Below are 15,544 nucleotides of genomic sequence, written 5' to 3' on the forward strand. Positions count from 1 at the left end.
TTTTGCCGTTTGCTTCCTTCAGATCCCACCTCACGGTGGACACCCTTGCATAGGCTAACGGTTCTCGCTCGACTGAGCCCGTAGAGGACTTTCACCTCCTAGAACAACGCCATGCTCGGCGCACCAATAAAAAACCGGTGCACCTAGTGGTGCACCGGTTCTATTGCCCTGTTACCCTCTGCCTGGTGTTCAGTTATTGCGTAATAACCGTAGTAACCTGCTGCTCCAATAGCCACAACTGCAGGTTTGGTGCCTTGTTGATATAGTGACTGACAAGATCACAGGGCTTGTTTACGGTTGCAGCCGCCTTAAGCGCATGATCGATAAGTGCCAACACTGCCTCATTTTGATCATCATGCAAGTATTCCAACGATGGATGTTCTTGATCCAGCCCCAAGGCAAATTGGGCAAGCTGATCAATATCAACAACCAACCCATCAAAGTACTGCAGGAATTTTTCTGCCAGCAAGGCATTTGCCGGCAGCTCAGCCATCAAATGTACCCGTAAGCCATGCGCGCCTCGGCATAGCCCTTGCTCCGCAAGCAGATCAATCGCAGTTGCAGACTCACTGAACGTGCGGACAAACGGGATAACTAACTCGATATTTGTCATCCCCTCAGCTATTCGAGCACGTTTAATCGCCTCGCACTCCAACTCAAATGCCTTACGTACCACTTTGTCAGCCCAGCGTGAAACACCTCTTTTGCCTATAAGCGGATTTATCTCTTGTGTTTCCAGCTCCGAGCCGAGTAAAGCCTGTCTTTTGTGAGAACCAGCACCAGCCAAACGAACTTTTAGCGGCTTTGGGCCAGCTTTCTGTGCCGCAGCGATCAGCCTTTCTGCTAACGCAGAAACGAAAAACTCTGCTGGATTGCCGTCTGTTTTCGCATGTAACTGCTGTTGGATGTCTTCTGCGAGATCAGATGGATAAGCGGCTGCGAAAGGGTGGATCCCGATTTCCAGCAACAGATCGTCTACAGAGACCAAGCCTATCTCTGCCTGTATACGCGAAAGTTGTGAAGAAGATTTAAGAATTTCTGAAAACTGTAGACCTGACTGAGCACTATTTGTCATAAACCACCATAACTGCTTTAACTTGGTTTCTTGGAAGAAAATATATAGATAGCGCCTAGCATCTCGGCTTGTGACTCCCTTTGTATATTAACTTCCATTTTTACCCACACTGACTGGGTATATATTCACTAAACCCCAACATACTGACTCATTTCGTCGGACGCAAGTGGGTAAATAGAAAGTTTTTCTCTTCTGGATAACTAAATAGCGTCAGTTGCACGATTATGCACATAGCCGAGCCAATCAAAACTATCTGTAAATGACCCAGAACAACTGGACAAAATGACAACATTCATTGATCTAGCTTGAGAAAAGGCGAAGAAAAAGAGAACACGCTAGAATAAAAATCTAAGTGATATCACAAGTTTGGTTTATTCCTGCCGACTTTTGGGCTATCTTTACGCGTCAATAATTTTTGTAATACCGAGATAGGCAACACTATGCCAATGAAAACAGATGAACTCCGCACCGTTAGCCTTGGACTGATGCCAACGCCGGCTGCGGTCGAAGCTGCTTACCCAATCACAGATGAAATTGCGGAGCATGTCGCCCACTCTCGTCGTCAAGTTGAAGCGATTCTTACGGGCCAGGACTCCCGTCTTCTTGTTATCGTTGGCCCTTGCTCTGTCCATGATCCTGATGCCGCCATCGATTATGCCAAACGCCTATGTGCCGTACAGGAAAAACACAAAGACACGCTTTTTATTGTAATGCGTACCTACTTCGAGAAGCCCCGCACAGTAGTAGGCTGGAAGGGGCTAGTATCAGATCCTAATCTGGACGGCAGCCTTGATCTCGCCAAGGGTCTCCACACGGCACGTAAACTGCTGGTTGATATCAACGCATTGGGTATGCCGACTGCCACTGAGTTCCTGGACATGATCACTGGCCAATATTTGGCTGACCTGATCAGTTGGGGGGCTATCGGGGCTCGTACCACAGAATCTCAAATTCATCGCGAGATGGCTTCGGCCCTATCCTGTCCAGTAGGCTTTAAGAACGGTACTGACGGCAATATCAAAATTGCAATTGATGCCATCCGCGCCACCCGTGAATCGCACGTATTCTGCTCGCCGGCCAAAAGCGGTGAAATGACAATCTACCGTACCTCGGGCAACCCACACGGACATGTCATTCTGCGTGGCGGCAAAATGCCGAACTACCATGCCGATGACATCAAAGCGTCATGCGATACGTTGGCATCCTTTGAGCTGCCGCCTCGTCTGGTTGTCGACTTCAGCCATGGTAACTGCCAGAAACAGCACAAGCGCCAACTCGATGTTGCCGCCGATATTTGCCAGCAGATAAAGTCTGGCAGCAACTTCATTGCAGGTATTATGGCAGAAAGCTTTATTGTTGAAGGCAACCAACCGGTAGATACTGACAATTTATGCGCGCTAACTTACGGCCAATCTATTACTGATCCATGCCTTAACTGGGACGATACCGTTACCATGCTAGACATGCTTTCTGAAGCCGTAGAGAGCCAACAATAAAACATACGGCTGGGCCAATGAAGGCCCCGCTTATATTACAATTACATCAACCTACAATCAGGATTACGCACATGCCATCTTTTGACATTGTTTCTGAAGTCGACTTCGTAGAAATCCGAAATGCGGTAGAAAACTCATCTCGTGAACTAGATACTCGTTTTGATTTCCGTGGTGTCGAAGCTAGCTTCAAGCTGGAAAAAGAAGTCGTTAAAATCACAACTGAGTCTGATTACCAACTAAGCCAGTTGGTTACCATTCTTCGCGGTAACCTAGCTAAACGCCATGTCGATGCGCAATCAATGGATCAAAAAGAGACAACCCGCACTGGTAAGTCATTTTCTTGTAACGTTGAATTTAAGCAAGGCGTCGACACGGCCGTTGCCAAGAAAATTGTCAAAATGATCAAAGACGAGAAGCTAAAAGTTCAAGCTTCTATCCAAGGTGACAAAGTTCGTGTAACGGGCAAGAAGCGCGATGATCTTCAAGCCGCAATGGCGCTAGTACGTGGTGCAGAGCTTGGCCAATCATTCCAGTTCGATAACTTCCGTGACTAATCGGCAATGTGTCGTTTTGAAAGCCGCCTTCGGGCGGTTTTTTTTATTTCCTCGCTATAAGTCCTCAAACCATACATTGGCAAACATCTGATTCTGCACAACCGTCGTTACTACCCACCACTTAATTCTCTCGAATAATTAAAACAAATACCCAACCGTTGCTTTATAACCAAATCAAATGGCAACATTCAATAACTTAACAACAAAATCTATTTCTCTCTCGTCGCCATCACTAAGTAAGCAGTCTTAAACAGAAAACCCAATACAGCTATTAACCTTTCCTAACAATTGTTAATACAAACCCCACCATTAGACATATAAAGTCATAACCGGATATTTTACGGCTATAAACAAGTGCCTATTTATTGTGCAAACAGACTCTTAAAAGCGAAAAACCATAGTTGTGATACGGATAATCCCCTATACTTGCCGCGTCCTATCTAGGGTTCCAATTGTTAATTTTAAAGGTTTTAATAAGTTAGAGATTCAGAGCAGTCATTACCAAGTAGCATTGTGCATGCATGGAATTCGCGCTTTTCGACCCAGGACGTCACCATAATCACTTTCAGTTTAAAGTGATTCCCCTCGCAACTCGCTTCTTATATTGTTCGTATGAACCTGCAAATAGTTGTTTGCAAGCTGCTCTTACTCCTTTGCTGACGTTCCATCAGTAAAGCAGGGAAGATACACAGAAGAGAACCCTTTGAAGGCTATATAAACTATACCTATAAAGGAGATGTCCATAATGGACACTGTGAAAAACAATACCGTTCATTCTCAACCAACCACTAAAGCAAAGCTTGGCTGGAAAAAAACCGATACCCTGTGGGTACTTGGCCTATTCGGTACCGCTGTAGGTGCCGGCACCCTGTTTCTGCCAATCAACGCCGGTGTCGGTGGCCTGATCCCGCTATTGGTCATGACAGTACTTGCGCTACCAATGACTTACTTCGCTCACCGCGGTATGACCCGTTTTGTGCTGTCGAGCTCCAACCCTGGCGCCGATATCACAGAGGTAGTAGAAGAGCACTTCGGTGCAGGTATGGGTAAAGTCATCACCCTACTTTACTTCTTTGCTATCTACCCAATTCTACTGGTATACAGTGTTGCACTGACCAATACTGTAGAAAGCTTTATGATCAACCAGCTCGGCATGGTTCCACCGGCTCGTTGGATCCTAGCCCTGATTCTGATCGTTGGCCTGATGGCGATTGTCCGTCTGGGTGAAGAGCTTATTGTCAAAGCAATGAGCATGCTGGTATTCCCGTTCGTCGCAGTGCTGTTGGCTCTTGCCCTTTACCTTGTTCCTGAGTGGAATGGCGAAATCTTTAACCACGTGATCCCTGTAGAAGGCGGTATGACGTCAGTCTTTATGGCTGTATGGCTGATCCTGCCAGTTATGGTTTTCTCGTTTAACCACTCCCCAGTGATCTCGTCTTTCGCTGTTGCCATGCAAAAAGAGCACGGCGAAAATGCTGAAGCACAGTCACGCCGCGTACTGCAGCGTGCACACATCATGATGGTTGTTACTGTTATGTTCTTCGTGTTCAGCTGTGTGCTCTCGCTGTCTCCGGCAAACCTTGCTGAAGCTAAAGCGCAAAACGTATCAATCCTGACGTACCTATCTAACCACTTCAACACGCCAATGATTGCATACGCAGCACCTATCGTTGCTATCATTGCAATCACCAAGTCTTTCCTTGGCCATTACCTTGGCGCCAGCGAAGGCCTTAACGGTTTGGTGGTTAAAATGACACGTAGCCGTGGCAAGGAAATCGGCCCGAAAGCCCTTAATGCTTTCACTGCTGGCTTCATGCTGATCACCACTTGGGCAGTAGCGACCATCAACCCAAGCATCTTGGGTATGATTGAGAGCCTTGGCGGCCCAATCATCGCTATGCTGCTATTCATCATGCCGATGTACGCAATTAAGAAAGTGCCAGCAATGCGCAAATACTCTGGCGCAATCAGCAACGTATTCATCGTTATTATCGGTCTGATCTCAATTTCCGCGATCTTTTATTCTCTGGCCCAATAAACCAGAGATCATGGATTAAAAACCATCCCTGAATGGTCTTGGATTGCAGTCGAACCCCACTCTTTAGTGGGGTTCTTTTTTGCACGAAAAGCCCATTAGACTGCCTACATCTTGTTTTTTCGCTTCTGCCACACCTTCCTTAAACCTCCCCCCATTTTAGCTTTAGCCACTTTTGTTGGGGTTTACGCCTTGCTGACTTCCGCCTCATAAGGCTGCTCTCGCTTTTATTCATGAACAAAAGTTACAAAAGCACTAGATAGTTACATAAACACTGTACTCAATTTTCCGCTTTGCACATGTTGGTAGACTGCACCCAAACCACAACAACACTTAAAAACAGGTGAACTATGTTTTCCAATAACACCATGAGTCATAGCGACAAGCGTATGATGAATGTGATTTTTGCACTCTCCGCCGCCGTGATCTTACTGGCGACCGTGCAAAACAATATGCCAACCGGGATCATCGGCGCAATTGGTGTCATGGCCGTCGTTGGCTATATCCTCAATGTCGCAGGCGACAAAACCCCTATCGTCAACCAGTTCTTCGGTGGCGGTGCCATTGTTATCATTTTTGGCTCTTCATACATTTTCCACAGTGGCCTGATCCCTCATGAGACAGCTGATACCATTACCACCTTTGTCAAAGGCGGTGGCTTCCTGTCATTCTTCATCGCCAGCCTTGTCACCGGCTCAATTCTGGGCATGGACACCAATGTGCTAAAGAAAGCTGCCCTGAAGTACATTCCCGTTATCCTCGGCGGTGTCGCCTGTGCATTCCTGTTTGCCGGTATTGTCGGCGCAGCTCTGGGCCACGGCTTTATGGAATCGGTCATGCTGATAGCCCTGCCAATTATGGGCGGCGGTATGGGTGCTGGCGCGGTGCCTCTGGTGGAGATCATGTCGGGCAACACCGGCATGAGTGCAGAGATTCTGCTGTCAAAGATGGTTCCTGCGCTGGCTATCGGTAATGCGATTGCGATTGTGATGGCCGGCCTGTTGGATAAAGTCGGTAAATTCTTCCCGTCGCTGACCGGCAACGGCCAGCTGATGCGCGGCAAAGCCGAAGAGAAGCAGGAAGAAAACGACGAGCAGCCAATTTCTATCAACGTACTTGGTGTCGGTGCCCTACTGGCTATTACCATGTACTTTGTTGGTTCAATGCTAAGCAGCGTGATCAGCATGCATACCTACGCGCTGATGATCATCTTCGTAGCGCTGGTCAAGGTGGCCGGCTTCATGCCGCGCGAGCTGGAACGTGCGGCCCACGGCTGGTACAAGTTTGTGGTTGATAACCTAACCCCAGCTCTGCTAGTCGGCATCGGTGTGGCGTATACCGACCTTAACCAAATCATCGAGTCCCTGAGCCTGGTTTACTTCCTGATGGTTTTTGCCACGGTACTCGGCGCGATTGTCGGTACGGCGATTATCGGCCGTCTGATGGGCTTCAACCCGATTGAGGCATCTATTACCGCAGGGCTTTGCATGGCTAATATGGGCGGTACTGGTGACGTAGCGGTACTGGCCGCCAGCAAGCGTATGGAGCTGATGCCATTTGCACAGATCTCCTCCCGTATTGGCGGTGCTTTCATGTTGATATTGGCGACCATGATAATCGAGTTGCTGAAATAGCCAGTAACGGTTTCGCGTTTCATGCCGGGCCAGCCATGCTGCCCGGCATTTGATTGCTTACTGCCCAGATAAAAGATATCTGGCACAGTATTCCCACCTTATATCCAGTTATAATCCTTGCCAAATTCAGTGCCTAATCAACCGACCCGTTCAATGAAACTCAAGAGCTACCTTGCCCTTACCACCCTGGCGACAACATCTTCGATCGTCGTTGTTGTCACCACCTTTATCTTCTACCTGCTGCAAAACGCGCACATTGGCGGTATTGAAGAGCGGGGAATGGAGCTGGCCCGCGTATTGGCCCATGACCCTGTGGTCATTCAAGCGGTCAAAGCCAAAAACAACCGCCAGCCGTTCGAGCTACAGGGCTACATCGAAGATATTCGCAGCAAGACCGACGCTTCTTTCATTGTCGTGACCGATCAGCAGGCTATGCGCCTGACCCACCCTGACCAAGAGAAGATCGGGCTGCATTTTAACGGGGACGATATCTACCCGACCCTGAACCAAGGCGTAGACCATACCAGTGTGGCATCCGGCACGCTGGGTAAGGCCATCCGCAACTTTTCCCCTATCCTTGATGACAGTCGGGTGATCGGGGTCGTCAATATCGGTTATATGTATGACCGCAGCATCGGCATATTGATGGAGCAGTTTGGCAAGATTGCCGGGCTGGTTGCGATTGTTTACTTGTTGGGCGTTTCTATTACCAGTGCGTTTGTATTCAAAATGAAGCGTACCTTCCTTGATTACGAGCCCGAGATTGTGGTCCACAAGTTTCGCGAGCGCGAGATGATCCTTAACAGTATCCGCGATGGCATTCTCGCCATTGACAACAATCACTGTATTACCACCATGAACCACAGTGCCAGCAAAATGATCTCGATGGGGAAGCTCGGGCCGCATGACTATATCGGCCAGCCGCTTTCCTGCTTTTCAACCACCCTGAGCCATCTGGTATTTTCGGATAATGACAGCTTCCACCAAGGTAAATTCAATATTGGCAAGCATACTTATCGTGCTGATATCTATCCGATCAAACACAATAAGGGCATACGAGGCCATGTTATTGTCTTCTATGCCAACCTAGATCAAAATGAGCTGGAGCGTGAGGTCACCTATCTCAAAAACTATGCCGAACTGCTGCGCAGTAAAACCCACGAGTATTCCAACAAACTCAATGTCCTGTCAGGAATGCTGCAACTGGGCAACTTTGAGAAAGCCGTCGATTTTATTCAGCAAGAAACAGACAGTTACCAGTCCATTATCCGCAGTATCGTTACCTCGGTTAACGACAGTGCCATTGCCGGTCTGCTGATGGCCAAGTTCAATAAGGCATCCGATCTCGGTGTCACCTTTACGCTAGATGACGATACCAGCCTGTCAAGCTACGAAAAGGCTATTTCGGAAAAGCTGGTGACGATTATCGGCAACCTGATAGACAATGCGCTGCTGGCCGCGTGGCAAAACCGCGGTCTAACGCCTGCGGAAGTCCAGCTCTATCTTAGCGATCGCAATCAGCATATCATTATCGAGGTACAAGACAGCGGTGCCGGGGTGCCGGTTGAGATCAGCGACTCAATTCTTGAGTTCGGCGTCAGCAGCAAGCACGACGACCAGCAAAACGGGGTTGGCCTTTACCTGGTCAATCAGCTTGTCGATTACTTCCATGGCAGTATCGACTGGGAACGCACTGAACAAGATACCACCTTGTTTAGCCTGTATTTAGACAAACAGATCACGACACGCTTATGACAAAGACAACGGTTATGGTGCTGGAAGATGACATCCGCGCCAGCTACACCCTTGAGTCAACCATCAACCAACACCCGCAGTTTTCTGTGGTGGCCGTCAGTGAAAGCTATGCTGATGCCCTGTTGCAATTCAACGCTTTCAAACCCGATTTGGTGTTTGTAGACATCACCCTGCCTGATGGCAGCGGGCTGGCGCTTATCCGCGAGCTGCGTGCCCAGAATGTCAGCTGCAGCTTCATTATGACCACTGCAGAGCGAGAAGCCGCAACCGTCGAGCAGGCGGTACAGCTTGGGGTCATGGATTACCTGGTCAAGCCAATCCGCATGTCTCGAGTCAATCAGGCACTGGAAGATTACCTCAAATACCGCCGTACCCTGACCACGGCAGCTACCGTTGATCAGAATGATATTGACCAGCTGTTTCGGAAATCACCCGCAACACCGATTCGCAGCACCCCCAAAGGGATCGACGCAACAACCTTGGCAAACCTCAAGCAGATATTGCTAGATGAGCAGCTCCAGGACTTCTCAGCCGATGATATCGGCAAGAAAATGAATGTCAGCCGGATCACCGCCCGCCGCTACCTGGAGTTTCTGGAAACGGAGGGGATGATCAAGTTAGTGCTCAATTACAAAACCGGCGGCAGACCACAGCGGCTCTATCAACTGCTGCACTGACCCATGCGTGCCTGGCCTCAATGCCAGCTGGCACTATTTGGGGATATTGAACGATTTCTGCCCATTGCAGATAAAGGTGAAGTAACGGCTGCGCTCATGGAAAGCGGAAAAGCCTTGGCCACGGCAGTATGCCCCATTTAGTTCATGCATGTAGGCCAAGGTATCCTGATCTTTGACCGAGAAATAACTGTTGTTTTCGCAGACGATACGGATCTTACCGTCATCACCCTGAGCGTAAGACTGCACCTTGGAGCCGCACAGGGTAAAACTGGCCTCGACAAATTCGTCAGCACGCTCATCAACAGACTTGGAACATCCTGCTATTACCAGGGGTAAAAAAGTCACAAGCAGTAAGTTTTTCACAACCGGTCTCCTAAACACTAGTTGGTAAATGCCCATTTATCAGTGTAGTGCGGGTTCGTACTTACTGTGTCTCAATTATTGAATAAAAGACTTTTTTACCATTAGCATGTCACTTTCATCCATTAATTTGTCTTTTTTTGCCTTTGGGCTCATCAATCCTACGACGGTGCCAAATAGAGTAGTGGCGCAAGCCTGCGGGGCCGTGAGCGATAACCACCGACATCACGAGAATGACGATGAACAGCTCAGGTTTATGCTGTGGTAGCCAGAAAAAGCTACTGAGCAAAGCTAGTTTTACAAACGTCAGTACGCCTTTTAGCTGGATCAACCATAATCGCGACTGGCGGATTTCCAACCCCGTCATGATAACGCCCGTTACCATTGCCATGACCCACCAGTGGAGCCACAGCGCCTGCTCGACCCCGTACAAGAAGCCACCAGCACTCCCTGAAATACCGAGGATATGCATTGCCCGGATAGCAGTTTTACTCAAGCGCTGAATCCAAAAGCGGGTTTCCGACATGCCGAACTGCTCTTCTTGATGCGCATTTTTGCTGTGTTTTTTGCTAGAAGAACGTGTAGTTGAAGAGGAAGGCGATGATTGGTTCATGGTGATGACAGGGTATTCAAACAATGCAGGAAGAATACCTCTTATACCCAAGTCACTGCAAGGCACTTGGGCATCAACTGTCCGGTAATAGCTAGCGTGTTGCTTTGGTCAGCGTGGTAATTTCACCATCGACGACAAGATAACAATCCATACCTGCTGCCAAGGCCGCTTTCTGGCCTAATTCTGTATCTTCGAACACCACGCATTCATGCGGTGTAACACCGATACGTTTTGCGGCTTCAAGGAAGGTATCGGGGTTAGGCTTGTGGTTGACGACATCATCAGCGGTAACCAATGCATCGAGCATAGGCAAAATCCCGGTTTGGCCAAGAAGCGGCTCGGCATTGAACAGGCGGCTTCCCGTTCCTACTGCCATTTTTTTGCTGCCTTTATGGTCGAGCAGAACTTGGTATACCGACTCAATCACTTCAGCCTTGTAGGCAATTTCATCGTAAAATTTGTATTTGGTATTGGCGAGACGTTCTGTATCAAAGTTCTGGCGGAAGCTGCGATTGATCTCCTGGGCAATGCGGACGCTTGGCATTCCGCCCAATTCGTAAAACCATTGGCGATCAAAAGGTATCTCATGAATTGCACAGGTTTTCTCCCATGCCTCAAGGTGTGCGGGCATTGAATCAACCAGAGTGCCATCCATATCAAAAATGATACCTTTGTAGCTTGATAAATCCATGTTTCTCCTTGTTTATTTACTTATCTCTTGGCGATTAATTACGGCCACGAATCCTGTCATGGTAACGACACTATATGTCACTTATATTGCAATCAGCCCTGTATGTAAACCTAAAGCCGTCACAGAAATCGGCACAAAGTGAAGCTAGATTTGCGCGCATTATGAGCAAAACACACTCCTTTTAGCATAAAAAGTAGTAAAACCTCCCCCAGATAGCTATACATGCAATGTTTTTGTATATATATTCACATTAATAATATTGATATTCATTGCGCCTTTTTTGATATTGGACGTACAGCTAAGGAACGCTATATGACTCAACCTGATTTTACCTCCCTCATCCCCATCATCATTACCCTTGCCTTGTCCCTCACAACTCGAAACGTTGTTATCGGTTTATTTGGCGGTGTTTTCAGTGGCGTTGTCATGCTAAACGGTATTGCTCCACTCGATACCTTCGGCACTTTGGTCAAAGACTACTTGGTACCACAGCTGACCGACAGCTATAACGCTGGCGTTATCGTGCTGCTGGTCTTTATCGGTGGCTTTGTTGCTTTGATGGAGCAATCCGGCGGCGGCCAGGCCTTTGCAGCCAAGGTAACACATTGGGTAAGCAGCAAATGCCGTGCCCAGCTATCCTCATGGTTTGGCGGTATTTTTATCTTCTTTTCTGATTTGGGCACGCCGCTGATTGTCGGCCCTGTTTTCCGTCCGCTATTTGACAAACTTAAGCTTTCACGGCAAAAGCTCGCATTCATTATTGACTCGACCTCTTCGCCGGTTGCGATATTGATCCCGTTTATTGGGTGGGGGGTTTACATCATGGGCCTACTGCAAAAAGAGTTCAGCACCATGGATGTTGCGATAACCGACTGGGAAGCCTTTATCAAAGCCATACCTTTTCAGTTCTATGCATTTCTTGCCATTTTTATCGTGCCGCTAGTGGCTTTCAAGAAGCTCGACTTCGGCCCAATGGCTATCGCAGAGGCCAAGGCACAGCAAGGGATCATTACTGCCGCCAGCACTGAAACCCTCGAGAGCTTTACGCATAAAAATGCAAAAGCTTCTTTTGTGTTTGCTCCCTTGCTGGTGATGGCCACCGTATTGGTCGTAATGTTGGTGCCGCTTGGTTTTCCGTTCGAGAGAGTCTCGGGGTCGGTTTTCCGTGCTGCCCTTTCAAGCGCTTACTTCTTCGCTGCCGTTACGCTCATTGTCCTCATGGCGTTTTACGGTGTGCGTAAGCTCAGCGATGGGATCAGCGTGTACCTCAAAGGCATGGGTAACATGATGCAAGTTGCGATTGTACTTATCCTTGCATGGACACTGAGCAGCGTGGGTAAAGAGCTAGGAACAGCAGCCTATATTGCCGAACAAGCACAGGCTGGCTTTCCATACTGGTTAGTCCCTGCCGTGGCTTTCCTGTTGTCTGCCATTATTTCTTTTGCAACCGGATCATCATGGGGCACCTTCGCGATCATGATGCCACTTGTTATCCCGACAGCAATTGCCATCGATGCCCCATTGTATGCCTGTATTGGAGCGGTGCTGTCCGGTGGGCTATTTGGCGATCACTGCTCGCCGATCTCAGAAACCACTATTTTGTCTTCGACAGGATCAGGCTGTGATCAGTTTGAGCACTTCAGAACCCAGCTACCCTATGCACTGCTCAATGGCACGATTGCTTTGCTGAGCTTTGTCGCCGCAGGCCTGATGCCAAGCCCGACAGTCCTGGGATTCGCGCTTATCGCTCAGGCAGGCATGGTATACCTTGTGTCAAAATGGCACCGTTCCAGATACGTCGAGCCGACCACCCTGACCGAAGCATAGGCACCGCCCTGCGATTTCCAGCAGCCCGCCGATCCTACTGGCTGCTGGCAGTCGATACACTAGCGCATATCTAATTTGACCAGGCCCCATTTTTCGGCAACACGATCAAAAAAACCCTGGGTCTGCTTCAGCTCGATCCAGTGATTGACGTAGTTGATCCAAACTTGATCATCCTTGGGCAGCAGCATGGCTATCGGCGTTGGCAAACGCATCCCGTCGACTTTGGCCACGCTCAGCTGAGGATAACGTTTGACCAGTGTCGCAGCTTCGATGTTCGAGGTCACTATCGCGGTGGTTTTGTTATCGAGCAGGTATTGGTGGGTTAGCTTTGCGTTTTCGCTGGCATGCTTGCGCGCGTTGGGCAGTAGTTCTTCGACTAAGCTTTGCTGAACCGTACCTGCCGTGGTGGTAAGGATGACCGACGACGAATTGAAGTCACTCCACTTACGAAAACGTTTCTCGTTCGCTTTGGCTACCACAGGTACAAATGCCAGTTGATAGTAGGTATTACTGTAGCCGGCCAACCTGGCACGGTGCATATTCAGCGAAGCACTGCCGGTCATATCGTATTTATCAGTCACAACACCGTTGACAAGTTTTTTCCAGGTCGTAGGAACGTATTCCACCGTTACCCCCAAATCCTTGGCCAGTTCGGTGGTGATATCGATATCAAACCCGCGGTAAAAGTTTGTGGCAGGATCGCGTACCGTCATCGGGCTCCAATCCCCCGTCGTTCCCACCCGCAGAACGCCCCGGTCAATAATCTCCGTCAACCGGCTTTTCGCGGCATGAGCCACCCCAGAAAGCAGTGACATCAAAATACATAGGACTGCGATTCCACTTTTGATGTACCGTGTCTTCATAGATGCCTCTGATACCCATCAAGAAACTTATCTATAAAGATAGCAGTAATTTATTTTGGCAAATTTAACCTTTGGAACTTTTATAGCCTAGTAAAAACATTGAGACACATGACTTTAAATAGGCTCTTCTTTCCTGCTCTGTTTCCAGGCTGTCCTGCCCTAGATAGGCCCAGTATACAGCCTTGCCGTGACACATCAGCAAAAACTGCAAAGCGGCATCATTGCAATTCAAATCGGGCTGTAGCTCCCCTCTTGCGCTAAGCTGGCCGAGATAGGCTGCCACCATTTCTGTCGTATTTCTGGGCCCAGCATTCACATAAACCCTGGCAAGATCTGGATGGGTATCACTTTGCCGCACTGCTGTTTTATAGGTATTCAACGCCTCATCACTCAGCAGCATATTCTGGAACCGCCAAGCAAACTCCTCTAGCACCTGCTCTGGTTCTCTGGGGTCATCCAACAAGCTAATATCTAACTGATTTGCGGTACATTTGGCTCTAATACAGGTGTCAAAAAGCTCATCCTTCGTCCTGAAATGCGCATACACGGTTTGCTTTGAAACCTGCGCCCTTTCCGCGATGGTATCCATGCTGATGCCATAACCCTGCTCACAGAATAACTCTGTGGCAGCCTTCAAAATTTGCTCCCTCTTCTGGGCACTTCTCGCTGTTAACACACACTCACCTCTAATTAACAAGCATACATAAGTTTTAATACAATCAAACTGGACAGTCTAGTACTCATGGGTTATTTTTTAAACATATGGACTGGGCAGTCTAGTTTTATATCCAAGTCTATTGGATATCTCAACGTAAGGCAGGGCAAGATGAAAAGGATAACAATCGCCGGTATCGTGATCGGTTCCGCATTGCTGGGTGGATGCAATACCTCAACCTCGTCACCATCAGAGCGGCAGGAACACCTGCTGCTGAGTGTAGATACGCTAACGTTAACTCCGTCAGATCATTACAGCGTTGAACGGGAATACGTCGGCTTGGTCCAAGCTGGACAACAAGCGAATTTAGGCGTAGAGCTCGGCGGTAAAGTCGCACGAATTTTGGTCGATGTCGGAGATAGTGTTCAAGCGAGTGAGCCACTGCTTGTTCTCGATACCCAACTTTTGATCACCCAGGCTGATGAACTGCGCGCCCAACAGTCACAGATAACGGCGCAACTGGATTTGGTTGAAGCAAACTTAAAACGTCAGCAGTCACTCAAACAAAAAGGCTTCAGTGCCGATGCTGACATTGATACGCTCAGCAGTCAGCGCAAGGCACTACAAGCTAGCTTCAGACAACTCAGTGCTTCGCTTACAGCCAACCAGCTGAGGCAGGAAAAATCGACCGTCTATGCCCCTTACGATGGTATCGTCAGTGCCCGTCATGTATCGACGGGCGATGTTATCAATACCGGCGCCCCTACCCTTACCCTGCTAGCATCTACCAGCAAAGAAGCCCATATCGGTATACCTGCCAAGCAACTGGCCAAGTTAAACAACCATAACAACAACCATGACAGCTGGAAATTACAGATCGGCCCAGAGAGTTACCCTGTCACACTATTGAATCCCGGTGCACGTATCGATAGTGGTTCACGCACCGTCAAGCTCCGCTTTGCTTTGCCTGAGTCGGCCGAAGTCATCGATGGCCAATTGGCCTACCTGCAGTTTAGTGACGTTCACGAAAAGCCAGGGTATTGGATCCCGCTTTCGGCTATGACAGACGGCCTACGTGGTACTTGGAATGTCTTTGTCATGCTTGGTGAAGACAAACGACATGTGGTCGAACGCCGTTCCATCCAAGTGCTGCATGCCAACGACAGCTATGCCTATGTCACTGGCGCCCTGACAACTGGTGAGCGACTGATTGCGAATGGCCTCCACCGGCTTGTCCCTGGCCAGGCCGTGCAACCGGTAAAAAAGTTGCCGCTTCCTCTAAATACTCGCGATGAGGCCGCGCTATGAA

Annotated in this window: 14 protein-coding genes; 8 read left to right on the forward strand and 6 right to left on the reverse strand. The window is 48.7% G+C overall.

The genetic code is table 11. From position 1 onward, the window contains the following. Window positions 1-193: 193 nt before the first annotated feature. Window positions 194-1,075 (reverse strand): putative PEP-binding protein, encoded by an 882-nt coding sequence (locus C9J03_RS10435; RefSeq protein WP_044623212.1) that lies wholly within the window; start codon window positions 1,073-1,075, stop codon window positions 194-196. 440 nt (window positions 1,076-1,515) lie between these two features. Here C9J03_RS10435 and C9J03_RS10440 point away from each other — a divergent pair, with 440 nt between their 5' ends. From C9J03_RS10440 to C9J03_RS10465, 6 genes are all read left to right on the forward strand, one after another. Next, on the forward strand, window positions 1,516-2,571 hold the full coding sequence (locus tag C9J03_RS10440) for a 3-deoxy-7-phosphoheptulonate synthase (protein WP_044623211.1): 1,056 nt from the start codon (window positions 1,516-1,518) through the stop codon (window positions 2,569-2,571). 71 nt (window positions 2,572-2,642) lie between these two features. After that, window positions 2,643-3,125, forward strand: coding sequence for a YajQ family cyclic di-GMP-binding protein (locus C9J03_RS10445; protein WP_039460527.1), 483 nt, complete (start codon window positions 2,643-2,645; stop codon window positions 3,123-3,125). 745 nt (window positions 3,126-3,870) lie between these two features. Next, a complete protein-coding gene (locus C9J03_RS10450) occupies window positions 3,871-5,163 on the forward strand; it encodes a serine/threonine transporter (protein WP_044623210.1) in 1,293 nt (430 codons plus the stop codon). Between the two features lie 347 nt (window positions 5,164-5,510). Next, complete coding sequence (locus C9J03_RS10455) at window positions 5,511-6,794, forward strand: 2-hydroxycarboxylate transporter family protein (protein WP_039462095.1); 1,284 nt, start codon at window positions 5,511-5,513, stop codon at window positions 6,792-6,794. A gap of 153 nt (window positions 6,795-6,947) precedes the next feature. Further along, the gene (locus C9J03_RS10460) at window positions 6,948-8,549 is read left to right on the forward strand and encodes an ATP-binding protein (RefSeq protein ID WP_044623209.1); all 1,602 of its coding nucleotides are present in this window, start codon (window positions 6,948-6,950) and stop codon (window positions 8,547-8,549) included. Next, on the forward strand, window positions 8,546-9,226 hold the full coding sequence (locus C9J03_RS10465) for a response regulator (protein WP_197078591.1): 681 nt from the start codon (window positions 8,546-8,548) through the stop codon (window positions 9,224-9,226). Before C9J03_RS10460 ends, C9J03_RS10465 begins: the two co-directional genes overlap by 4 nt. A gap of 33 nt (window positions 9,227-9,259) precedes the next feature. Here the strand turns inward: C9J03_RS10465 and C9J03_RS10470 are convergent, their stop codons facing one another. The 3 genes from C9J03_RS10470 to C9J03_RS10480 all read right to left on the reverse strand — a co-directional run bounded on the left by C9J03_RS10470 (window position 9,260) and on the right by C9J03_RS10480 (window position 10,890). After that, window positions 9,260-9,589: a hypothetical protein gene (locus C9J03_RS10470; protein WP_044623207.1), complete on the reverse strand. Its 330-nt coding sequence runs from the start codon at window positions 9,587-9,589 to the stop codon at window positions 9,260-9,262. Window positions 9,590-9,704: 115 nt separating this feature from the next. Continuing rightward, the gene (locus C9J03_RS10475; protein WP_231580659.1) at window positions 9,705-10,223 is read right to left on the reverse strand and encodes a hypothetical protein; all 519 of its coding nucleotides are present in this window, start codon (window positions 10,221-10,223) and stop codon (window positions 9,705-9,707) included. Between the two features lie 67 nt (window positions 10,224-10,290). Further along, window positions 10,291-10,890 (reverse strand): HAD family hydrolase, encoded by a 600-nt coding sequence (locus C9J03_RS10480; RefSeq protein WP_044623206.1) that lies wholly within the window; start codon window positions 10,888-10,890, stop codon window positions 10,291-10,293. A 312-nt stretch (window positions 10,891-11,202) separates the two neighbouring features. On the opposite strand from C9J03_RS10480, the gene C9J03_RS10485 reads away from it, so the two are divergent. Beyond that, window positions 11,203-12,717 (forward strand): Na+/H+ antiporter NhaC family protein, encoded by a 1,515-nt coding sequence (locus tag C9J03_RS10485; protein WP_044623205.1) that lies wholly within the window; start codon window positions 11,203-11,205, stop codon window positions 12,715-12,717. 59 nt (window positions 12,718-12,776) lie between these two features. On the opposite strand, the gene C9J03_RS10490 is transcribed toward C9J03_RS10485, so the two are convergent. Then, a complete protein-coding gene (locus tag C9J03_RS10490; protein WP_044623204.1) occupies window positions 12,777-13,580 on the reverse strand; it encodes a transporter substrate-binding domain-containing protein in 804 nt (267 codons plus the stop codon). Between the two features lie 64 nt (window positions 13,581-13,644). Beyond that, the gene (locus C9J03_RS10495; protein WP_052829756.1) at window positions 13,645-14,256 is read right to left on the reverse strand and encodes a TetR/AcrR family transcriptional regulator; all 612 of its coding nucleotides are present in this window, start codon (window positions 14,254-14,256) and stop codon (window positions 13,645-13,647) included. Between the two features lie 150 nt (window positions 14,257-14,406). Here C9J03_RS10495 and C9J03_RS10500 point away from each other — a divergent pair, with 150 nt between their 5' ends. Further along, window positions 14,407-15,543 carry an efflux RND transporter periplasmic adaptor subunit gene (locus C9J03_RS10500; protein WP_044623202.1) on the forward strand — a complete coding sequence of 379 codons (1,137 nt, stop codon included), beginning with the start codon at window positions 14,407-14,409 and terminating at the stop codon, window positions 15,541-15,543. Window position 15,544: the final 1 nt, after the last annotated feature.

Origin of the sequence: Photobacterium gaetbulicola (assembly GCF_003025515.1) — a bacterium.
GTDB classification, from domain to species: domain Bacteria; phylum Pseudomonadota; class Gammaproteobacteria; order Enterobacterales; family Vibrionaceae; genus Photobacterium; species Photobacterium gaetbulicola.